This is a genomic window from Anaerosphaera multitolerans, from assembly GCF_004006535.1.
GTDB classification, from domain to species: Bacteria; Bacillota; Clostridia; order Tissierellales; family Peptoniphilaceae; genus Anaerosphaera; species Anaerosphaera multitolerans.
The window spans coordinates 73,840-96,948 of the sequence record NZ_RLIH01000004.1 but is presented as its reverse complement, the minus strand read 5'-3'; the positions used below and the strand labels follow the sequence as shown (position 1 = coordinate 96,948).

The window sequence follows — 23,109 nt, the reverse complement described above, 5'->3', positions numbered from 1 at the left end:
TTTTAAAATATTTTTAAATGCCTTTTCTAATAGTTCCCTCTATTGGATCCATTGTAACTATATCTCCCGTTTTTACCTTTCCCATTATGCTACTTGCTCCTACAATAGTGGGTATTCCAAGAGTAATTCCCGTTATAGCCGCATGAGAAGTATAGCCTGCCATCTCTGTAACTATTCCAGCAGACCTTTCAACATACTGCATAATATCCTTGTCTGTCTGTGATGTAACTATAATATCCCCGTCTTTAAAGTGTGCTACTAAGTCCGCTTTATTTCTCACCACTACTACTTTAGCTGTAACTGATTCAGATCCTATTCCCGTTCCCTTGGACAGTATTTCAGCTATTGTTTGAACTTTTATAAGGTTTGTTGAACCTGCAAGTCCTACAGGCACTCCGGCAGTAACTATTACCACATCTCCCGGACTTACTAAATTTTCCTGCAGAGATTTTTTTATAGAAACATCAATTACATCATCAGTATTTCTTAAATCAGGAACCAAAACCGAAACTACACCCCACTCAAGGGAAAGCTGTCTTCTAACTCTCTCATAGGGAGTTGCCGCAATTATTTCACTTTTAGGTCTAAATTTGGAAATAGCCCTTGTAGTATGACCTGAAGTAGTGGCTGTTATAATAGCTCTTGCCTCTAAATCCTCAGCAATAGTACAGGTGCTTTTTCCTATGGCATTAGTTGTAGTAGTTGATAATTCTCTAATTTTCTTTCTTAAAAGTCCTTTATAATCCACAGAGTTTTCAGTTACTTCTACTATCTTTCTCATAGTTCTAACTGCAAGCAGAGGATATTTTCCACTGGCAGTTTCTCCTGAAAGCATTACAGCGCTTGTACCGTCAAGTACTGCATTTGCCACGTCGTTGGCTTCAGCTCTGGTAGGCCTTGGGTTTCTCATCATTGAATCCAGCATTTGTGTTGCAGTTATTACAGCCTTACCTGCAATGTTACACTTGTTTATAATTTCCTTTTGGGCAATGGGAACTTCTTCAGTTTCAATTTCCACTCCCAAATCGCCTCTTGCAACCATTATTCCATCGGAAACTTCCAAGATGTCATCTATATTTTCAAGACCCTGTCCCGATTCTATTTTAGAAATTATTCTAATATTAAAATTGCCATTTTCCTCTAAAACTTTCCTAAGTTCAAGTACATCTTCTTTTTTTCTAATAAAGGATGCTGCTATAAAGTCAATGTCGTTTTCAATACCAAAGATGATGTCCTCTCTATCTTTTTCCGTAAGCGCAGGTAATTTCAAATGGATACCGGGAATATTCACTCCCTTTCTTGAAGAAAGTTTACCTCCATTTTCAACGACACAGTATACTTCAGTTCCCTCTATTTTTTCTACTATAAGACCTACCAGTCCGTCATCAATTAAAACTCTGGAGCCTATTTTCACATCTTCGGGAAGTTCCTTATAGGAAAGAGAAACTATATTTTCATCTCCCTCTATATCTCTAGTAGTAAGGGTGAACTTATCTCCGTTTTTCAATTCTATTTCCGCCATATCTTTAAAGACACCCAGCCTTATTTCAGGGCCCTTTGTATCCATCATTATTGCAATTGGCAGATTTAATTCCTCTCTAATCTTTTTTATACGATTGATTTTAATTTGATGTTCCTCATGACTCCCATGGGAAAAATTCAATCTACATACGTCCACTCCCTCTTGGAAGAGACTCTTTAACATTTCCTCACTTTCACTTGTAGGCCCAATTGTTGCCACTATTTTAGTTCTTTTCATAATACCCTCACTATATTGAAATTATTTTTAATATTTCATCTAAATTATCATCAAACACCTTTTCCACTTTTAAAGCCTCTGCTATGGAATATATTCCAACTTTTCCCGCCTTCACTCCTACTGCATAGCCTCCCAAATGGTTTAATATGTGCTCCACAGCCATATTCCCCATGGTGGAACCTAAAATTCTATCTAGTACGTTTGGACTTCCGCCCCTTTGTATATAACCCAGTATGGTTACCTTGGTATCAATGCCTGTTGCCATTTCAAATTCTTTTGCAAATTTTCTGGAATCTCCCGCACCTTCGGCCATAATTATAATGTGGTGCCGCTTTCCTCTATTCTTACCTACAATGGCTTTTTTAACTATTTCCTTAAAGTCATGTCCCTTCTCAGGTACTATTATATTTTCCGCCCCTCCGGCAATTCCTGAATAAAGGGCTATGTCTCCGCAGTTTCTACCCATAACTTCCACAATATTAGCCCTACCGTGAGATTCAGTAGTATCTCTAATATTTGAAATGGCATTGGTAACTGTAGTTACAGCGGTGAAAAAACCTATGGAATAGTCTGTAAAACCAAGGTCATTGTCTATACTTAAAGGTACACCCACTACGTCAATTCCCACATCTGCTAATTCTCTGGCCCCTCTTAAGGAACCGTCTCCGCCTCCAACGATAAGTTTATTAATTCCGTAATCTTTTAAAACTTTAAGAGCTTGATTAAAACCCTCCTTGGTCATAAACCTTTCACTTCTGGAAGTTCCTAGCACAGTTCCGCCCCTATGGATAATATCCGCCACAGAGGATTCAAAAAGCTGTTTAATATCGCCGTCAATTAAACCCTCATAGCCGTTCATAATTCCATATACCTCGGCGCCATAGTATATACCGCTTCGGGTAACAGCTCTAATTACGGCATTCATTCCCGGAGAATCTCCACCACTTGTCAATATTCCTATTTTATTCATTTCCCACCTACCTTAACACTATTTTTGAAGGATCATTGTTTAAATACTTTAAAACGTCAATTTTTAAATCATCTATTTTTTTCTCATCTGCCCAAAGTTCTCTTTGAGTACCGTAAGATTTTTCATCTTCTTCGGAATAAATAATTACAGGTATATTCCCGCTGTAATTTCTCAAAGCTCCCTTTATAGCATTTAAAAGTTCCTTTTCATTTATTGAAGGCACACTAATGTAAAGTCGATTTTGAACTGGACTTTCTATCTGCCTAATACTATCCACTAAAATTTTAGGTTCCTCCACATCGGAAGCCTGAATATGCCCTTCAACTATAACTACGCTGTCTTCAACTAATTCACTTGAGGCCAAAGCGTAGACATTGGGAAATATTACCAGTTCCACTTGACCGTACAAGTCTTCCAAAGATGCAAAAGCCATCATCTTTTTGTTTTTAGTAATCATTGTCTTTTTATTTTTTAAAAGCCCTCCGATTTTAACATAGTAATCGGAATTACTTAATATCTGATCTTCATAATTTTCAAAAATTATATTTGTATTAGTATTGCTAATTGAGCCCAATATGTTTTTATAATCGTCAAGAGGATGCCCTGAAACGTAAATTCCAAGCATTTCCTTTTCCAATTCCAACTTTATTTTTGGGTTAAAGTCCTTTAAAACAGGTAGCTCTTCTTCAACGGACACATTGTCAAAAAGGGAAAACTGTCCCTCAATATTGTTTCGTTTATTATTTAAAACCGTATCTATAGTCTTTTCATAAATTGCCAGATACTGCGCTCTATTTCCTCCCAAGCTGTCAAAGCCTCCCGACTTTATAAGGGACTCCACAGCTCTCTTATTCATTGAATGAGGATTGGTTTCACTTACTCTTTTAATAAAGTCCTTTAAAGATGTAAACTTACCTTTTTTTCTGGATTCCACCACAGCATCTATAAAGTTTTCTCCCACATTCTTTACTGCCTTTAAACCGAATCTGATTTTTCCTTTTTCAACAGTAAATTTTTTAAAACTTTCATTTACATCGGGAGGAAGTATTTCTATGCCCAATCTTCTACATTCCTCTACGTAGAGAGATACCTGTTTAATATTTCCCATATAGGAGGAAATCTGAGCCGCCATAAATTCCTTAGGATAGTAGTACTTTAAGTAGGCAGTTCTATAGGCAACTACTGAATAAGCCACACTGTGACTCTTATTAAAGGCATAGTTTGCAAAGTCAATCATCAAATCGTAAATTTCATTTGCACTTTTTTCATCTACGCCGTTTTCAATAGCCCCATTACAGATTACAACTCCATCTTCTACTTTTCCATAGATAAAGTTTTTTCTCTCTTCTTCCATTACTGACATTTTCTTTTTACTCATTGCACGTCTTACAAGATCCGCACGTCCAAGAGAATACCCGCCTATATTTTGAACTATTTGCATAACCTGTTCCTGATAAACTATACAGCCGTAAGTTGAGGCAAGGATGTCCTCAAGTTTTTCATGAATATAGCTGATTTTTTCAGGATTGTGCTTTGATTCTATAAATTTCGGAATTTGATTCATAGGCCCCGGTCTAAAAAGGGCATTTGCCGCCACTAAATCCTCAAAGGCATCAGGTTTTAATTCCTTTAAAAAGGATCTCATTCCCGCAGACTCAAATTGAAAGACACCCAGTGTTTCAGCCTTTGCAAACATCTTTAACACATCTGCATCGTCAAAGGCAAGATTCTCAAAATCTATTTTAACTCCGTGGTTCTTTTCTATTAATTCCACTGCATCTCTAATTACAGTAAGAGTTCTCAAACCCAAAAAGTCCATTTTTAAAAGTCCCAACTCTTCAAGTTCAATCATATTAAATTGAGTGGCTATAATTTCTCCATTTCTCGTTAAGGGAACGTACTCCGTTAAAGGCTCCTTTGATATAACCACACCTGCCGCATGAGTAGAGGTATGTCTTGGAAGTCCTTCAACTTTAATGGCGGTATCTATTAAGTTCTTTACTTCGCCGTCTTCGCTGTACTCCTTTAATAAGGTGGGACTAATGTCCAAGGCTTTTCCAATAGTCATATTTAAATCGTTGGGTACCTGCTTTGCCACAAAGTCCACTCTTCCGTAATTTAAATCCAAAGCCCTGCCCACATCTCTTATGGCAGCTCTAGCTCCTAAAGTTCCAAAGGTTACAATCTGCGCCACATTTTCATAACCATACTTTTTAATTACATAGTCAATTACTTCTTCACGTCTTTCATAGCAAAAATCTATGTCTATATCAGGCATTGAAATTCTTTCAGGATTTAAAAATCTTTCAAAGAGCAAATCAAATTCCAAAGGATCAACATCTATTATCTTTAGAGCATAGGACACAATTGACCCAGCAGCCGAACCACGTCCCGGCCCAACTATAATGTTTTGCTCTCTTGCATATCTAATAAAGTCCCATACTATTAAAAAATAATCCACATATCCCATACTTACTATGGTGTTAAATTCATAGTTAAAGCGCTCAAGTATACTATTGTCAATTGTACCGTAACGTTCTTCAAGCCCCTCTTCCACCAATTTTCTTAAGTAACTTTCATTTGTATAGCCCTGAGGAACTTCAAAGTGAGGCAGGTGTAAATTATTAAATTCAATATCCACATTGCACCTGTCCGCAATTTTTTGAGTATTTAAAAGAGCTTCTTCATTATTTGAAAACAAGTCATACATCTCTTCAGGACTTTTTAAATAAAATTCCTCTGTTTCAAATTTCATTCTGTTTTCTTCATGGACAGTAGTTCCCGTTTGAATACACAGTAACACATCATGCGCCTTTGCATCTTCCTTTTTTAAATAGTGAACGTCATTAGATGCAATAAGAGGAATATTTAACTTTTCACTTAACTGTACAAGATATTTATTAACTTCCAGCTGCTCTCTTATGCCGTGATTTTGAAGCTCTAAAAAGAAATTTTCCACTCCGAAAATATCTCTGTATTCCAAAGCCGCCCTTTCAGCTCCCTCAAAATCTCTATTGAGTAATTTTCTCTGTACCTCTCCGCCGAGACAGGCGCTGGTAGCTATAACACCCTCATGGTATTTTGCCAGCACTTCCTTATCCACTCTGGGTTTATAATAATATCCCTTTACATATCCCTCAGATACGATTTTCATTAAATTTTTATAGCCTATATTATTTTCAGCTAAGAGGATTAAGTGAAATCTTTCCATATTCTTATCTCTTGACCTGTAATCGCCGTCGGAAATATATACTTCACAACCTAAAACCGGTTTAATATTCTCTTCTTTACAAGCCTTGTAAAAGGCAATTACTCCATACATATTTCCATGGTCTGTCAATGCTATGGAGTTCATTCCCAATTCCTTAGCCCGTCTCGGCAACTCTTTAATTTTTGAAGATCCATCAAGTAATGAATACTCACTGTGAACATGTAAATGAACAAAATCTTTCAAATTATCATTCCTTTATAATAAACTCCCTTGAGTTTTAGAACATTTAACTTTCATTAACTAAAATAAATTATAACACGAAATTAATTTAATTTATATATTACGAGGTCTATATGTACAATAAATTAAACACCTGTTCAACGCTGTCTTCTAAATTTAATTTTGCCTCCCTTAGATTAAGAGCCTCCTCCAAAGTTACAACTTCTCTTAAAATGGGAAAGAAAGCATCTATTCCCTCACTATTACACTTTCTTGCTTCTCTTTCAACTGCTCCGGCAAAGGCAATTACTTTTTTATTATACTTTTTGGACAGCTTACTAATTCCAACAGGAACTTTCCCCATTGCCGTTTGACCATCTAACTTCCCCTCTCCTGTAATTACAATATCCGAATTTTTTATATCCGATTCTAAATTTAATATATTTAAAATAATTTCTATTCCCGAACTTATATTTGAATTTAAGTAACTGCAAAAGGCAAAACCCAAACCTCCCGCCGCACCCGCTCCAGCTAAATTTCTATTGTCAATTCCCAAATACTCAACTGTTTTCTCTGCAAAGCGGGTCATTTTACTTTCAAATAATTTCACTTCCTCTTTTTTTACGCCTTTTTGCGGACCGAATACAGCTATGGCACCTTCTTTTCCCAAGAGAAAATTATTTACATCACTGGCTATTTTAAAAGTACACTCCCTTATTTCATTTGGAACTTCATCGCAGGAAATTGATTCGATTAAGTCCAATTCTTTTATACCCTTGGATATTGAACTTCCGTCTTTTTTCAAAAACTTATAACCCAGCGCTTTTAACATTCCCGTTCCCCCGTCTACTGTGGCACTTCCTCCCAAGCCCACAATAAAATCTCTACAACCCCTATCCACTGCATCTCTTATCATTTCACCTACTCCATAAGTAGTTGCATTTAAAGGATCCAACTTTCCACTATCAGTTAAAGTTATGCCGGCAGCCTGTGCTATTTCAACAACAGCTACATTGTTTTGGATAATTCCATACCTGCCGCTTACCCTTTGACCTAAGGGCCCCGTTACATCTAGAGTTACATACTCTCCCTTTAATTCCTCAACTAAAGTCTCCATAGTACCTTCTCCGCCATCTGCAATTTGTCTTACCTTAACTTCAATATCACTTCTATTTAATCTTTCAATACCTCTTCTAACTGCATTGCCCGCCTCTATGGAACTGAGACTTCCTTTAAATGAATCCATTGCTATAAGTACTTTCATAATTCTCCTTTCACATTCTATTAAATAACGCCAAAGTTTTCCTTTGACGTTATTACTAAACCCCCACTATATTTATAGGTTCTTCGACTAAAAAACATTTTAAATTCTCAATTGCAATATTTAAAAGTCTCTGTCTCGTTTCCCTTGCAGCCCATGAAATATGAGGAGTTATTATACAATTTTTAGCTCTAAGTAGAGGATTATCATCACTAATAGGTTCTTTTGATACTACATCAAGACCGGCAGCATAGACCTTGCCCGAATTAAGAGCATCAGCTAAATCTTCTTCAACTATTAAAGGACCTCTTGAGTTATTTATAATTATTACCCCGTCTTTCATCTTTTCAATATTTTCTTTGTTAATAATACCTTCAGTTTCCGGGAAAAGCGGACAGTGCAGCACCACTACATCAGAGTTTTTCAAAAGTTCATCAAACAATACATAGTCGGCAATTTTTCTACCCTCTTCATTTTCATTTACATCATAGGCCAGCACTTTCATGCCCATGGCTTTGGCAATTTTCCCCGTAGATTGTCCAATTCTTCCAAAACCTATTATTCCCATAGTCTTGCCACATAGTTCTATTAGAGGATAATCCCAAAAACACCAGTCCGGATTTTTCCCCCAATCGCCCTTTAAAACCCTTTGAGAATGGTGCCCTATATGGTGACAAATTTCAAGTAGCAAGGCCATTGCAAATTGTCCCACCGCCTCCGAGCCATAGTTTGGTACATTGGTCACTACTACGCCAAATTCCCTGGCCTTTTCTACATCTACTACATTGTAACCAGTAGCTAAAACGCCTATGTATTTTATATTTCTACACCTTTCCAAAATCTTCGCACTTATTGGCGTTTTGTTAGTAAAGACCACCTCCGCATCAGCAATCCTACTTGCTATTTCATTAAAATCAACTGTGGAAGTTCTATCGTAAATTTTACAATCCCCTAACTCCATTAAGGGGGCCCAGCTTAAATCGCCGGGATTTAAAACATAACCGTCTAAAACAACAATTTTCATACCCTTCTCCTTGTTATTATCTAGCTTAGTTTCAACTTATAATTAAAACTTATATCTATTAAAAACCTATTGATCACTATATAGTTTTTTAACATTACACTTATAAATTTAAAACTTAATAAATAACGCCAAAGTAACCCTTGGCGTTATTTTAAACATTTCTATTAAAGTTAAGCAGATACTTATAATTTTATAGACACCTTATCCTACATAAAGGTTTAACTAAGAGGAAAGTAAACTTACTTTCCCTATGTATCAATTTGCAACTACAAAATTATTTTCTACTAATTCCACTAAACTTTCAACAGCTTTTTCTTCATCAGTTCCTGAAGCAGTAATTGAAATTTCCTCTCCATAAAATGCTCCAAGGGACATTATACCTATAATACTCTTTCCATTTACACTATCACCATGAGCTTGAAGAGTAATTTCAGAAGAAAATCTATTTGCCATACGGACAAAGAGGGCAGCGGATCTTGCATGCAATCCATCTTCATTTGTCAGTTTTACAGTCTTAGTTATCATTCTTCTATTCACTCCTTAATTTATTTGCAATATCTTTTATCTTTTTCAATCTATGATTAACTCCCGATTTTCCAATTGGGGGATTTAATTTTTCTCCGATTTCTTTTAAGCTTATTGAGTCGTTTTCCAATCTTATTTTAGCTACTTCCTGTAAATTTTCAGGAAGCTTGTCCAATCCAATAGTTCGATTTATAAATTCAATATCCTCTATTTGAGATAGAGATGCATCAATGGTCTTATTCATATTTGCCGTCTCCAGATTTACAATTCTATTTACCTGATTGTTTAAAGCTTTAAAAACTCTTACATTTTCAAAATCCAAAAGAGATTTTGTAGCTCCTATAATGGCAAGTAAATCTGAAATCTGCTCCGCCTCTTTTAAATAGACAATATAACTTTCTTTTCTTCTCACTATTTTAGAATTTAATAAAAAACTGTTTATTACTTCTGATAGGAACTGCGCATGTTCAAAATTCTCACAGACAAATTCCAAATGATAAGATCTTTCAGGATTTGTAACAGAACCCGAGCCTAGAAAGGCTCCTCTGATATAGGCTTTTTTACAACAGGTGTTTGTTATAATATTTTCCGGTTTGTAATTAATTAGAAATACGTTTTCACCTTTTATAAAATCTATGTCATAAAGTAAGACCTTAGCCGCTCCGCTATCCTTTAAAGATATTGAATATACATTTTTCTTTTTTAACTGTCTGGACTTTGAGACCATAACTTCCACTTCTTCTGAATAGTATCCTTTTAAAAAAGTAAATATTCTTCTTGCAACGGCTGCATTTTCAGTATTAAAATAAATTGTCACTCCTGAACTATTAAATTTCAATGATCCGCAAGTAGGTACCAACCCACATAATTCTGCAATGACATCACAAATATCATCAACTTTTTTCTTTGCAACCTCATTTTTTACAGATGAAGAGAAGCTCAAAATCTCACCTCTAAAAAAATAATTATAAAATTAAATTCCCATGAAAATGTTTTACGTCTTACTATTATACAACTTATACCCCTAAATTTAAAGTGCAAATGTTAAAATTGTAAAAATTAAAAGCCCCTAAACAGGACTTTTAAAATCTCTAACTTTTCTTATTCTTCATAGGTATTTAAGGAATCACAAAATTCACATTTATACTCCCTGGTTTTTGCATCTGTCAATGTAAATGTTATATTCTCAACATTTTCCACATTTGTAATACACCTTGGATTTTTACAACGCATAACACCTTCAACTTTTTGAGGAAGTTCCATTCTCACTTTCTTTACCCTTATACCTTCTTCAATAAAGTTAACTGTAGTGTGAGGAGCTATTAAACCCAGTACTGTAAAGTCTAAATTAAAGTCCGTTTCTATTTTTATTAAATCTTTTTTCCCAAGGGAAGTGGAGTTAATGTTTTGCATCATTACCACAGGATCTTCCACTTCATCAAGTCTTAATGCCTTGTATAGTATATGCGCCTTACCACATTCAATATGGTCCAAAACTATTCCTTTTTTTATTTTAGATACATTTATCATTTTAAACCTCCAAGTTTAATAAAAACATAATTAGAGCCATTCTTACAAACATTCCGAACTTTGCCTGTTCAAAATAAACCGCTCTTTTGTCATTGTCAACTTCTGTGGCTATTTCATTCACTCTTGGCAGCGGATGAAGTACTATCATATCTTCCTTTGCAAGTCTCATCTTTTCATTGTCCAAGATGAAAAAGTCCTTTAGTCTAACATATTCTTCCTCAGATACAAATCTTTCCTTCTGTACTCTGGACATATACAATATATCAAGATTTTCTATCTCATCTGTTAAACTTGTAGTTTCAATATAATTCTCCGGGCTGATTTCATCTAGGAACTGTTTAGGCATTTTCAGCTCCCTTGGCGAAATAAATACAAATTTCACATTTTCATATCTGTTCATAGCTCTTACCAGTGAGTGAATAGTCCTTCCAAACATAAGGTCTCCACAAAGTCCAACAGTTAAATTATCAAATCTTCCCATATAATGTCTTATGGTCATTAAGTCAGTAAGGGTCTGTGTGGGATGTTGGTGTCCTCCATCTCCCGCATTAATTATAGGCATATTGGTCATGTGTTTTGATGCTAAAAGAGCCGCGCCTTCTTTTGGATGTCTCATTGCTGCAATATCTGCATAATTCTCCACAGTTCTTAAAGTATCAGTAAGGGATTCTCCCTTGGCAGTTGATGAAACGTTGGCATCTGAAAATCCCACTACAGAACCTCCAAGCCTAATCATTGCCGATTCAAAGGAAAGTCTTGTACGTGTTGACGGCTCAAAAAAAAGACTGGCCAACAATTTACCATTACAAACCTCACTATATTTTTTGGGGTTTAGTAAAATATCATCAGCTAGTCTAAATAAAACTTCAAATTCTTCAGTTGTAAAATCTAACGGTTGAATTAAGTGCCTAAGCATAATAACCTCCTCATAAAAAAACTTGCTCTGCAGGTGGCAAGCAAGTAACAATATATCAAACTTTTCTTAGCGCCCTGCACTAATTTCTTTCTGAATAATAATACAGCAATATGGTTTTCCTGTCAATAAAAATTAGTGACTTTTTAAAATTTTTTTATAAAAAAGGGCTGCCTTAGCAACCCTTTAATCTATTAATTTCCAAATATTTTTAGTATACTCCACAGGATCTTCTATTGGAAGTCCCTCAATTAACCTTGCTTGATTGTACAACAAATTGGTATATAACTTTAATTCCTCTTCATTGTCCTTTAAGTCCTCAAGCTTTTTATAAATACTGTGATTTTTATTTACTTCTAATACCTTTTGAGCCTTTATTTGATTATTTTCCTGATATTGAAGTACTTTTTCCATTTCAATGGACAAATCACCTCTGGAAAGTAATGCCACAGGATTGTCTCCCAGATTTTCAGATGCCTTTACCTCAACTACTTCATCACCTAAAATAGTCTTCATCTTTTCAAATAGCTCGTCCTTTGTCTCCTCTTCCTTTCCACTTTCAAGTTCTTGAGAAATTGAACTAAATTCCTTTTCCTTATAACTGCCCATTACCTTTAGAACAAATTCATCTATCGGATCAGTTAGGTATAGTATTTCAATATCTTTGGACTTTAGTCCGCTTCCCTGAGGCAACTTATCTATTACTTCAATACTGCTTCCCGTTGCATAGTAAATCTTATCCTGATCTTCTTTCATATTTTTAAAGTATTCCTCAAGTGTAATAGGCTTTTTCTCCTTAGATGAATAAAATAAAAAAAGATCCTGAAGTTTATCCTTTTCCATTCCATAAGATTCATAGACTGCTATTTTTATAGTTTGACCAAAACTTTCATAGAATTTTTCATATTTTTCCCTGTCATTTTTAAGCATTTTTTTCAATTCGGAAATTATTTTATTTTCAATGTTTTTAGCTATAACTCTAAGCTGTCTATCCTCCTGTAGGATTTCACGAGATATATTTAAAGATAAATCCTCTGAATCAACAACTCCCTTTACAAAGGAGAAACTGTCAGGTAGTAGTTTTTCACACTTATCCATAATTAAAACGCCATTTGAATATAGTTGAAGTCCCTTTTTATAGCTTTTAGACCTAAAGTCAAAGGGTTGTGCCTCGGGGATATAGAGTATCGCCCTATAGGATACAGCTCCCTCTACATTAATGTGAATCCATGTAAGGGGATTGTCAAATCCGTAGTGTTGGTCGTGGTAAAAATTAATATAGTCCTCATCTTTTAATTCCGACTTGTTCTTTTTCCAAATTGGAATCATTGAATTTAAAGTTTCAAGCTCCTTATATTCTTCATACTCGGGAGTCTCCGCCTCTTCATCTTTTACCTTTGTCTTTGTCATAAGCATTTTTATAGGATATCTAATGTAATTTGAATAGTTCTTTACAAGAGATTCAATTCTATATTCATTTAAAAAGTCGTCAAAGTTATCATCTTCCGTATTATCTTTTAAGTACAGTGTAATCTCAGTACCATGACTATCCTTTTCAGCCTCTTCAATAGAATAACCTTCAACATCTTCTGATTCCCATAGCCAAGCTTTATCGTCTCCATACTTTTTAGTTAAAACTGAAACTTTTTTCGCCACTAGAAAAGAGGAATAAAATCCCACTCCAAATTGTCCTATAATTTCAGCCGTCTTATCTTCCTTAGCAAGCTCATTTTTAAACTCAAGAGTTCCACTTTTAGCAATGGTACCTAAGTTTTCATCTAAGTCCTCTTCACTCATACCGATTCCGGTATCCCTTACAGTAATAGTTCTTTCTTCTTTGTCAAAACTTATTTCAATATAGTAATCATCTTTATTAAATACCAAGTTTTCATCTGATAGAGATTTATAGTACATTTTATCTATGGCATCAGATGCGTTGGAAATCAACTCTCTTAAAAAAATTTCTTTATTGGTATAAATGGAATTTACCATTAACTCCATTAACCTTTTGGATTCCGCCTTATACTTTCTTTTAACCATATTATCTCCTCCTTATTAGCACTCTATCTTATCAAGTGCTAATATTATATTACTTTCTGACCATCTTTGTCAATACTAAGAAAGTATATAGCTTAAATTCCCATAAAAAAAGGTAGGAAGCTCCTACCCTTTAAATTGTCTTTAGTTGATTTTAAATTTTTATTAAGATAATCTCCTAAATTTATTTCTCAATTAACTCCACCTTAGTCAAATTGGGATACTTTGTCGCCGCCTTATAAACCCCATTGACACTTGGTTTTTGAATATAGGAGTAACTGTTAAAATAAATCGGCATAACCGGCAGCTCTTCCATAATCAATTTCTCAGCTTCCTTCATAGCATCCATGCGTTCCTTTTCATTATCAGTATCTTTAGCAGTACTTATAAGTTCATCATAGTCTAAATTTTCATAGCCGAACTTATTAAAATAATTGCCACTTTCAAATATCTCTAACATGGTCATAGGATCCGAATAATCTCCAGTCCAATTAAATGCTGCTATTTCATAATCCCCTTCAGAAAGGCGATTTTTAAAATCTTCAAAACTTAAATTTTCAAAATTCATTTCAATTCCGAGATTTTCTCTCCACATCTCCCCTATCGCTTCAGCTATAGCTTCCTGTAACTCACCACCATAATAGATAAGAGTAAACTCCTTTAAATCCTCCCTGGTCATCTTAGCCTCTTTTAGACCATCTTCCAATAATTCGCCTGCCCTATTTAGATCTTTAACTGTAAGCTTTCCATTTGATTTTCTAAAATCTCTTCCCTCATCGTCAAAAAATCCCTCGGGAACAATTCCTCCCGCAGAACTTTGACCTCCTTTTAAAACTTCCTTTACTATTTTATTTCGGTCAATACTAAGAGAAAGTGACTCTCTCAACTTCTCATTGTCGAAAGGAGCCCTCTCACAGTTAAAACCATAACAGTAAACTCCCAAATCACTTCCCATTACTAACTGAGAATCCTTACTGTCCAACATTTCCTCTATAGCTAAACTTAAGGGATTTATTATAAAGTCCAGCTCACCCTCATTATATTTTTCCCACTCCCTTTCTTCATCTTTAATTAAATTAAAATCTATTTCCGCCAAATTTATATTACTTGCTCCATAATACTCTTCATTTTTTGCAATTTGAATCTTTGAATTGGTTTCCCAATTAATAATTTTAAAAGGACCGTTGCAAATATAGCTGCTATCTGTTGGATTTTCAGCCCAATCGGAATTTTTCTCCACAGTTTCTCTATGAACAGGATAAAATGAACAAAAGGCCATTAATTCATTAAAATATGAAGTAGGAACTTTCAATTTAACTTCTAAAGTTTTATCATTAAGGGCTTTTACCCCAATATCTTCTATGTCTGCTTTCCCTTTATTGTAATCCTCTACATTTTCCAAGTAATAAAGTTGATAGGTATAGGGACTTTCCAAATCCGAGTCTAAAATTCGCTTCCATGCATATTCAAAATCATAGGCTGTAACAGCATCCCCATTAGACCATTTTGCATCTCGCAATGTAAAAAGATAAGTACATTTATCCTCAGAGACTTCTAATTTTGATGCCATTCCCGGCACTATTTCACCTTTATTGTTAAACTTCATAAGTCCTTCAAAAACATGGTCTAAAATCCAAATTTCAGAAGCATTAGTTGAAAGAGCAGGATCTAAAGTAATCGGCTCCAACTTAACGTTAGTATAAAGGATTTTCCCGTCAGCGGAATCTGTGGTCGGCTTTCTCTTTATTCCACCACAGGATGTTAAAATCAATGTTAAAATCAATATCAGTACAGTTAGTACAGCACTGTTTTTCTTCATTGTTTTCCTCCTTATAAATAAATATTCTAACATTATACAATAATATCACATCAATATAAAGATATTCTAATTTGCAATAAAAAAGAAGCCCTACGGCTTCTAAATTAATCTGCAGAATAAGGAATCAATGCAATTTGACGAGCTCTTTTAATAGCTCTTGTCATTTCTCTTTGGTGTTTTGCATTAAGACCGGTTACTCTTCTTGGTAAAATCTTACCTCTATCACTAATGTAGTTTTTCAATAACGCTACATCTTTATAGTCAATCTTCTTATTTGGATCTTTTTCAAAAGGATCCACCTTTTTTCTAGGTCTAAATCTTCTTTGCATTTTCTACCCTCCTTTAGAATGGAATGTCTTCGTTATCAATTGGGAAAAAACCGTCCATATCATCAGAAAAATCACTGTCTGAGTTACTGCCGAAACTATTTGAAGATTGATTAAACTCATTAGAATATGCTGAATTTACAGGTCCACCTTGATTTTGACCGTAGTTAGGTCTTTGCATTTGAGATTGTCCCTGTTGCATAGCATCTAAAAATTCCATAGTATCAACAATTACGTCAGTAGTATAAACTGTACGACCGTCTTTTTCATAGCTTCCTGTTTGAATACGTCCTTGCACACCTATTCTTCTTCCCTTTTGAAGATAGTTTGCAATTAATTCCGCTGTTTTATTCCAAGCCGTACAGGATATAAAATCTGCTGTCGGTTGGTTTTTAGCCTCAGCTTCCATCTTTCTTTCCTTAGACATACGTCTGTCCACAGCAATGGTAAACCTAACTACTGCAGCGCCACTTGGAGTATATCTAAGCTCCGGATCTCGTGTAAGTCTTCCAATTAAACATACGTTGTTCATTAAATCACCTACTTATCTAATCTGACAACCATGTGTCTCATAACTGAATCTGAAATCTTAGAAACTCTATCAAATTCTTTCACAGCATCTGGGTCAGCTTCGAATTCAACTAAGATGTAATACGCTTCTTTATAGTATTCAATTTCATAAGCTAATTTTCTAAGTCCCCATTCATCAACATTAGAAATAGTTCCCTTTGACTCAAGAATACCCTTAAGTCTTTCAAAAACGGAAACTCTCTTTTCCTCTTCTACATCTGGGTAAAACATAATAATAACTTCATACTTATTCATGTCATTCACCTCCCTTTGGACTATCGGCTCATTTCCCTAAATGAGCAAGGATTCTTTGGACTAAAACATTATATAGGATAAAGGTCTTACTGTCAATTTAGGATTTAAAATTAATTTCCTTTTTATTTACTTTAAAGGCATCTAAATTAAATTATTTGGGTAAACACTTTGTAGGAAGGGAGATTATTATGAATATAAACGTTAAAAAAACCATTGAAAATTTAAAAGATAATTTACAAAATCTTCCTCTAACCTCAATTGAAAAAATTTCAGTTGAAGAAAAGGATGAAATCTTAAAAGTCGACTATCTTTTAAATGTCCCTAAAAATATCACTGTCAGTACGTTGATTTCCATAAGTCCTGAGAAAGTAGAAAAAGAAAGCAAACATCCCGACATTAACACTTTAAATGTTGCCATACTGCCAACTTGTATGGTAATAGACGTAAAAAAACGAGTTGAAGATTATTTAAACAACTTAGAAACTATTATTTCAAAAAGCATTGAGGAGTTATAATATGTATGATATAAAAAAGAAAATCAAAGTCCAATCTAAAAAGAACATAGCCCTAGTAGCTCATGACTATAAAAAAGACGAGCTTTTAAATTGGGTTAAAAAACATAGGAAAATCTTACAATTTCACCACTTAATGGGTACTGGCACCACTGCTACAATTATTGAAGAGCACACCGGACTTAATATAGAAAAATTTGCCAGCGGTCCTCTTGGCGGTGATCAACAACTGGGAGCTAAAATAAGTGAAAGTGAAATTGACGTTTTAATTTTCTTTTGGGACCCTTTGGAAATGCAGCCTCACGATCCTGACGTAAAAGCTCTTTTAAGAATTTCCACTCTCTACAACATTGCAATTGGAACCTGCGAAACCACAGCAGACTATATTATTTCCTCTCCAATGTTCACTGATGAATATGAAGTTGAGATAGTAGATAACAACACCAACATTAAAAACAGAGTAGAATCCGTTGAACTTTAATACTCTAATATCTTTACACTTTTTAGCTAGGATAATTAATAAATTATATCTAGATTCCTATTAGAGGCTGATAATAAATATTAAAATATTTATTATCAGCCTTTTTATTACCATATATGTATCTTAATTTAATATATGATAATTGAAATATATTATAAAATATGTTATCAACTATTAATTTTATTTTCTTATAACAATAGATTCCCTTCTTATACTTTTATCCATTGACAATGCTATATGCAAATGTTATGATTCAATTAATCCCTCTACAAGAGATGTTGTCCCGTTATAAGGGATAGCGCTAGAGCCTTTTATTATACTACTTTTAAAAAAGGATGGTTATATGGAACTCATTAAAAGAACTCTTAGAACTTTAGAATTGTTAAGTCATTCGGAAAACGGTTTATCTGTTTCAGAAGTATCAAAAGAAATCAATATTTCCACAAGTTCTGCACATAGAATTTTAAAATGTTTAACTGAGCAATCATATGCTCATCAAGATAAAAATACGAAACGTTATTTAATTGGTTATAAAGTACTGACTCTGTGTGAAAACATTAATCAAGAAAACAGTTTAATACAAGCAAGCAAACCATACATACAAGAACTTAGTAGTAAGTTAAATAAGACTATTGCACTTTGTGTAAGAAAACACGACAGTATTATTTGCATAGATTATGCTGACTCTGGAGATGCCTCTATGTTTTATGTTAGAACAGGTTTTTCTATGCCCATACACTCAACCTCATCCGGAAAAATTTTATGTAGTTACTTAGATAGAGATAAGGTGGCCAAACTTTTAAAAAATTCTAATAACGTTAAAAATACGCCTTTTACTATAACAAACATTGATGATTGGATTCAGGATTTAGATGAAATACAGAGAAAAGGTTATGCAATATGTGATGAAGAACTTCAAATAGGTATACAAGGAGTTGCTGTTCCAATATTTAATAGTGAAGAAAAAGCAGTTGCTAGTTTATCTTTCACTTCCCTAAAATCAGATAATTATATAAACGTTAATAACATAAATATTTTGAAACTTTACGCAAAAAAAATTTCAAAAGTTTTAGGTAACAATATTTAATAATTTTATTTGGAGGTATTTATGATTAATGAAATTAGTTTTAGTGCCAAAAATATAGGAAAAACCTACCACAATTTACTTAAAGATGATACAGTGGCTCTTTCAGATATTAACTTAGATATTTATAAAGGTGAATTTATTTCTATAATAGGACCTTCCGGTTGCGGAAAATCTACTTTATTAAGAATTATAGGCGGACTTGATAAACCAACGACTGGAACTCTTACATATTCTGGAGGTGAAAATCCTGAATTAGGTTTTGTATTTCAAGATTCTGTTTTATTACCATGGAAAAATGTTAGAGAAAATGCAGGTTTCCCATTAAAAATTAAAAAAATTGAAACAGAAGATAATTATAAAAAATTAGATGAGCTTTTAGAACTCGCAGGTTTAGAGGACTTTAAAGACTCTCTTCCAAGAGAACTTTCAGGCGGTATGAAACAAAGAGTATCTATTGTTAGAGCTCTGTCTTATGATGCCCCTATGCTATTAATGGACGAACCTTTTGGTGCTTTAGATGCTATAACTAGAGATCACTTGAATATTGAGCTCTTAAAAATATGGGACAAAACAAAAAAAACAGTTTTATTTGTTACCCACAGCATTGAAGAAGCAGTTTTCCTTTCTGACAAAGTAATAGTTATGTCTCCACGTCCTGGAAGGATAAAGGAAATAGTTAATATTGATCTTCCAAGGCCTAGAGATGAAAACACCAGAAATAGTGAGCAATTTTCTAAATATAACCAATATTTAAGGGAGATGATAGGGTGAAGAAAAATTATAAATTTAAAAGAATAATAAATTCCATGGGAGAATATATCATATCCATTCTATTCTTTATTATAATTTGGCACTTATACGTAAAAATATCAAATGTTCCAACTTACGTCCTACCTAGTCCTGGAATAGTTATGGAGCAACTCTTAGAATTGTTTTCAAGTGGTACAATCTATCCACATTTACTAGTTACTAGTATGGAGGTAATAATAGGATTTATAATTGGAGCTTTTTTAGGAATTGTGCTGGGGTATTTTATTGTAAAATCCTCAACTTTAAAATATGCATTAATGCCATACTTAGTTTTTGCACAAACAGCTCCTAAAATTGCTTTAGTACCTCTATTTGTAATTTGGTTTGGAATAGGTCTTGTCTCTAAAATAATCTTAATTGTTTCAATGGTTATTTTCCCCGTCATGATGGGAATTATTACCGGCATTGATTCTATTCCTGAAGATTCTAGAAATCTAATGAAAATATTAAAAAGTTCCCCCAGTCAAATTTTATTTCAATTGGAACTACCCTATTCATTACCAGCTTTGTTTTCAAGCTTTAAAATAGGAATAGTACAAGCTGTAATAGGAGCTATTGTTGCAGAGTGGATTAGCGGAAAACAAGGTTTGGGCTATATTTTAACTTATGCTTCTTCTACTTATAATACTCCAATGCTCATTGCTGGGATTGTTGTTACTATAGTTGTGGGAGTAATAACTTATGAATTAATAGCATTAATTGAAAATAAATTATTATATTGGCATGAGTCAAAAACATTTTAGAAAGGAATTTTATATGAAAACAACCTCAGCTTCATCACCTAAATATGAAGGAAAAGCCCCTCACCTTATGTGTACTGAAAGTGATATTGCAAAAATTGTACTATTACCAGGGGACCCTTCAAGAGTCAATATGTTTAAAAGTATCTTTGATGAATTTACTATAGTATCAAAAAATAGAGAATATGTAGTAGGTACAGGAAAATATAATGGAGTTCCTATAAGCGTATGTTCCACAGGTATAGGTGCTGCTTCAACAGAAATAGCAGTAATTGAACTAATAGAACTTGGAGCAAAAGCTCTAATTCGCGTTGGTGGTACAGGCGCAATTCAAGAACATATTTCATGTGGAGATTTTATTATCAATACAGGAGCAATACGAAAGGGAGGATCATCAAACTTTTATGCTCCAATTGAATTTCCTGCCATATCTTCTTTTGAAGTTGTCGAAAGTCTAATTAAAGCTGGAATTAACAATGAAGTAACTATCTGGAAAGGAATTTGTGCTTCTGTGGGATCTTTTTTTGCCGGTCAAGGAAGACCTTCTTATGGGAAAAAATTTTTTAAACCCACTTTAATTGAAGATTATAAGAACTTAAATGTTTTAAATCTAGAAATGGAATCAGAAACTATATTCACTTTGGGTTCTATATTTAATATATTTACAGGCAGTATCTGTGCCGTACATTGTAATAGAATTACAGATGAATGGATTCTCGATTTTGATGAAATTCAGGAGAAATTATGTAAAATTGCCTTAGATAGCGCAGTTTTACTTAATAATAAATATATTATCAAGGAGGAATTTATATGAATTTAAATCGAAAGGCAACTCTTAAAATTTTAAGTTTATTACTTTTATCAATGATTTTATTAGTTGCGTGTTCAAGTAATGAAACTAAGGAAAACAAAACTGAGGAGACCACAAAGGATGAATTGACCACTGTCTCTATTCAAATTGATGGTGCAGCAGTACCTTATTATGCTCCATTATACTTAGCTCAAGAAAAGGGCTTTTTTGCAGAAGAAGGCTTAAATGTAGAATTTTACTATGCTGCAGCTGCAGATATAGTTAAAAATGTGGCAGCAGGGAATGTGGAATTTGGTTTTCCTAATGCAGATTCAGTAATTTTAGCAAAATCTCAAGATATTCCAGCTAAAGTAATACATACTACATATCAGAACGGTCTAGGTGCAACAATATTTCCTACTGACTCAGATATAAAAGAACCTTCTGATTTAGCAGGTAAAAAAATAGCTGTAACCAGTTATGGCAGTCCAAACTATATTCAACTGCAAGTATTATTATCTAAGAACGGCTTATCTTTAGATGACGTATCTGTTGAAATTATAGGCACTGGAGCAATACTAAACGCACTTACTACTAAAGAAGTAGATGCTATAGTGTTCAGTATGTTACGTACAATAGAATTAAATGAATCGGGTTTTGCTGCTAGTGAATTTAGATCTGATGATTATCTGCCTTCTTTTGGAAATGTACTGATAAGTAGTGATAAGTATATTGAAGAAAACCCAGAAATAATAAAAGGATTTAAAAAAGCTCTTAACAAAAGTATTGAGTATATAATAGATGGAAATGTTGAAGAAGCTGTAGACTTGTCAATAGAGCAACATGCCACAACAGCATCGGATAAACGAGATATAAGTATAAAAATAATAAATGAAGTCTTTATTCCTTATCTATGGCAAAGTGATTATACTAAAGAAAATGGAATAGGAGCTTCTGACTTAAGTCGTTGGGATAATTTAATTTCCGTTTCAAAAGAATATGAAATTATTGATTCAATTTTCCCTGCATCAGATTTAATATATGAATAAAACTTTGAACTAAGGGGTTATATGTATGTTTTATCAAAAATACAAAAAATTTATACTACCTATTGCTGTGCTTCCAATTATTTTATTACTTTGGGAGCTATCAATTAAAGTTTTTAATATTCCATCCTATTTATTGCCTAGTCCACGTGCGCTTCTAGGATATATTATTAAACTCTTTAGCTCTGGGACTATTATTCCTCATATTCTTATAACTTTAAAAGAGATTTTCCTAGGAACTGCTATTGGAATCGTCTTAGGATTAATTCTAGGATATATAATGGCGAAAATCCAATTAGTTGAACGTCTTATAATGCCTTTTGTAATAATATTACAAACTGCACCTAAAATTTCCTTAGCACCTCTTTTTATTCTTTGGTTAGGTTTAGGCATTGAATCTAAAGTAGTTTTAGTAATACTTGTAGTTATGTTCCCAATAATGATTAATCAGGTTCTTGCCATTAGAACAATTGATAAAAATATATATAATTTAATGAAAGTATTAAATGCTACTAAACTACAAATTTTCTTTAAAATTGAATTACCATATTCTTTCGAAATGTTGATGTCAGGAATTAAGTTGGCAATTACACAAGCAGTAACAGGAGCAGTAATCGGTGAAATGATAGGAGCAAAAGCTGGTTTAGGTTATCTTCTAACATTAGGAAGTGAAACTTATGATATAAGTATGATACTTTCTTCTGTAATTGTACTCAGTTTTATAGGACTATTTCTATATGAAATGTTTAACTTATTGGAAAATAAGACCCTATACTGGAAAGAGGATAGTTCAAATAATAATAATTAGATTGATTAAGAGTAGCTTAGACTTTCTTCAGGCTGTTGACAATTTCATTGTCAACAGCCTGAATCTAAATTTATTTTGGAGTTGTTTTCCTTTATAGAATTTTCCCTTTCTTTATCTTTGGTATTTCAACTTCTTTAAAATTCTACCCTATTAAAAAACCGAAGATTGCTCTTCGGTTATATCTAAAATTATTAGGCCTCTTCTTTTTTATGATGTACTATACTGACAAATTTTTCGCCCTCTTTTATTTTTCTAACTCGTTTTTCAAATTCCATTCTGCTTAGCCAAATCTGTCTTTCACAACCCAGGCACTTCAGTTTAATATCCACGCCTGTCCTCATAATTTCCCATTTATTTTCTCCACAGGGATGACCTTTTTTTAATGTAACTACATCTCCTAATTCATATACCAGCAT

23 protein-coding genes are annotated in these 23,109 nt (G+C 33.7%); 8 read left to right on the top strand and 15 right to left on the bottom strand.

The window, feature by feature from the left end; genetic code table 11:
* Positions 1 to 13: 13 nt before the first annotated feature.
* The 14 genes from pyk to rpsF all read right to left on the bottom strand — a co-directional run bounded on the left by pyk (position 14) and on the right by rpsF (position 16,419).
* Entirely contained in the window at positions 14 to 1,759 is a 1,746-nt protein-coding gene (gene pyk, locus EF514_RS04125; protein WP_127724130.1) for a pyruvate kinase, read from the bottom strand.
* Positions 1,760 to 1,769: 10 nt separating this feature from the next.
* The gene (locus EF514_RS04120) at positions 1,770 to 2,729 is read right to left on the bottom strand and encodes an ATP-dependent 6-phosphofructokinase (protein ID WP_127724128.1); all 960 of its coding nucleotides are present in this window, start codon (positions 2,727 to 2,729) and stop codon (positions 1,770 to 1,772) included.
* Positions 2,730 to 2,736: 7 nt separating this feature from the next.
* Complete coding sequence (locus EF514_RS04115) at positions 2,737 to 6,183, bottom strand: DNA polymerase III subunit alpha (protein WP_127724126.1); 3,447 nt, start codon at positions 6,181 to 6,183, stop codon at positions 2,737 to 2,739.
* 106 nt (positions 6,184 to 6,289) lie between these two features.
* Positions 6,290 to 7,423 carry a glycerate kinase family protein gene (locus tag EF514_RS04110; RefSeq protein WP_127724124.1) on the bottom strand — a complete coding sequence of 378 codons (1,134 nt, stop codon included), beginning with the start codon at positions 7,421 to 7,423 and terminating at the stop codon, positions 6,290 to 6,292.
* A 55-nt stretch (positions 7,424 to 7,478) separates the two neighbouring features.
* The gene (locus EF514_RS04105; protein ID WP_127724122.1) at positions 7,479 to 8,444 is read right to left on the bottom strand and encodes a D-2-hydroxyacid dehydrogenase; all 966 of its coding nucleotides are present in this window, start codon (positions 8,442 to 8,444) and stop codon (positions 7,479 to 7,481) included.
* A gap of 255 nt (positions 8,445 to 8,699) precedes the next feature.
* On the bottom strand, positions 8,700 to 8,969 hold the full coding sequence (locus tag EF514_RS04100; protein ID WP_127724120.1) for an HPr family phosphocarrier protein: 270 nt from the start codon (positions 8,967 to 8,969) through the stop codon (positions 8,700 to 8,702).
* A 4-nt stretch (positions 8,970 to 8,973) separates the two neighbouring features.
* On the bottom strand, positions 8,974 to 9,912 hold the full coding sequence (gene whiA / locus EF514_RS04095) for a DNA-binding protein WhiA (protein ID WP_127724118.1): 939 nt from the start codon (positions 9,910 to 9,912) through the stop codon (positions 8,974 to 8,976).
* A gap of 158 nt (positions 9,913 to 10,070) precedes the next feature.
* On the bottom strand, positions 10,071 to 10,499 hold the full coding sequence (locus tag EF514_RS04090) for an aspartate carbamoyltransferase regulatory subunit (protein WP_127724116.1): 429 nt from the start codon (positions 10,497 to 10,499) through the stop codon (positions 10,071 to 10,073).
* Position 10,500: 1 nt separating this feature from the next.
* Positions 10,501 to 11,415, bottom strand: coding sequence for an aspartate carbamoyltransferase (gene pyrB, locus EF514_RS04085; RefSeq protein WP_127724114.1), 915 nt, complete (start codon positions 11,413 to 11,415; stop codon positions 10,501 to 10,503).
* A gap of 183 nt (positions 11,416 to 11,598) precedes the next feature.
* A complete protein-coding gene (gene htpG, locus EF514_RS04080; protein WP_127724112.1) occupies positions 11,599 to 13,452 on the bottom strand; it encodes a molecular chaperone HtpG in 1,854 nt (617 codons plus the stop codon).
* A 181-nt stretch (positions 13,453 to 13,633) separates the two neighbouring features.
* Positions 13,634 to 15,268: a peptide ABC transporter substrate-binding protein gene (locus EF514_RS04075; RefSeq protein ID WP_164845539.1), complete on the bottom strand. Its 1,635-nt coding sequence runs from the start codon at positions 15,266 to 15,268 to the stop codon at positions 13,634 to 13,636.
* 104 nt (positions 15,269 to 15,372) lie between these two features.
* Positions 15,373 to 15,597, bottom strand: a complete 225-nt coding sequence (gene rpsR, locus EF514_RS04070) for a 30S ribosomal protein S18 (RefSeq protein WP_127724108.1) — start codon at positions 15,595 to 15,597, stop codon at positions 15,373 to 15,375.
* Positions 15,598 to 15,610: 13 nt separating this feature from the next.
* Positions 15,611 to 16,126, bottom strand: coding sequence for a single-stranded DNA-binding protein (locus EF514_RS04065; RefSeq protein ID WP_127724106.1), 516 nt, complete (start codon positions 16,124 to 16,126; stop codon positions 15,611 to 15,613).
* Positions 16,127 to 16,134: 8 nt separating this feature from the next.
* A complete protein-coding gene (rpsF, locus tag EF514_RS04060; RefSeq protein ID WP_127724104.1) occupies positions 16,135 to 16,419 on the bottom strand; it encodes a 30S ribosomal protein S6 in 285 nt (94 codons plus the stop codon).
* Positions 16,420 to 16,607: 188 nt separating this feature from the next.
* On the opposite strand from rpsF, the gene EF514_RS04055 reads away from it, so the two are divergent.
* The 8 genes from EF514_RS04055 (at position 16,608) to EF514_RS04020 (ending at position 22,693) form a co-directional block, all read left to right on the top strand.
* Positions 16,608 to 16,934 (top strand): hypothetical protein, encoded by a 327-nt coding sequence (locus EF514_RS04055; protein ID WP_127724102.1) that lies wholly within the window; start codon positions 16,608 to 16,610, stop codon positions 16,932 to 16,934.
* Position 16,935: 1 nt separating this feature from the next.
* On the top strand, positions 16,936 to 17,412 hold the full coding sequence (locus EF514_RS04050; protein WP_127724100.1) for a methylglyoxal synthase: 477 nt from the start codon (positions 16,936 to 16,938) through the stop codon (positions 17,410 to 17,412).
* A 343-nt stretch (positions 17,413 to 17,755) separates the two neighbouring features.
* Positions 17,756 to 18,499 (top strand): IclR family transcriptional regulator, encoded by a 744-nt coding sequence (locus EF514_RS04045; RefSeq protein ID WP_127724098.1) that lies wholly within the window; start codon positions 17,756 to 17,758, stop codon positions 18,497 to 18,499.
* A gap of 21 nt (positions 18,500 to 18,520) precedes the next feature.
* The gene (locus EF514_RS04040; protein ID WP_127724096.1) at positions 18,521 to 19,270 is read left to right on the top strand and encodes an ABC transporter ATP-binding protein; all 750 of its coding nucleotides are present in this window, start codon (positions 18,521 to 18,523) and stop codon (positions 19,268 to 19,270) included.
* Complete coding sequence (locus EF514_RS04035; protein ID WP_205666366.1) at positions 19,267 to 20,052, top strand: ABC transporter permease; 786 nt, start codon at positions 19,267 to 19,269, stop codon at positions 20,050 to 20,052. Before EF514_RS04040 ends, EF514_RS04035 begins: the two co-directional genes overlap by 4 nt.
* 13 nt (positions 20,053 to 20,065) lie before the next feature.
* On the top strand, positions 20,066 to 20,863 hold the full coding sequence (locus tag EF514_RS04030) for a nucleoside phosphorylase (RefSeq protein WP_127724094.1): 798 nt from the start codon (positions 20,066 to 20,068) through the stop codon (positions 20,861 to 20,863).
* The gene (locus EF514_RS04025) at positions 20,860 to 21,888 is read left to right on the top strand and encodes an ABC transporter substrate-binding protein (protein WP_127724092.1); all 1,029 of its coding nucleotides are present in this window, start codon (positions 20,860 to 20,862) and stop codon (positions 21,886 to 21,888) included. Before EF514_RS04030 ends, EF514_RS04025 begins: the two co-directional genes overlap by 4 nt.
* Positions 21,889 to 21,913: 25 nt before the next feature.
* Positions 21,914 to 22,693 (top strand): ABC transporter permease, encoded by a 780-nt coding sequence (locus tag EF514_RS04020; RefSeq protein WP_127724090.1) that lies wholly within the window; start codon positions 21,914 to 21,916, stop codon positions 22,691 to 22,693.
* Positions 22,694 to 22,884: 191 nt separating this feature from the next.
* Here EF514_RS04020 and EF514_RS04015 read toward each other — a convergent pair whose 3' ends face one another.
* Positions 22,885 to 23,109: a DUF951 domain-containing protein gene (locus tag EF514_RS04015; RefSeq protein WP_127724088.1), complete on the bottom strand. Its 225-nt coding sequence runs from the start codon at positions 23,107 to 23,109 to the stop codon at positions 22,885 to 22,887.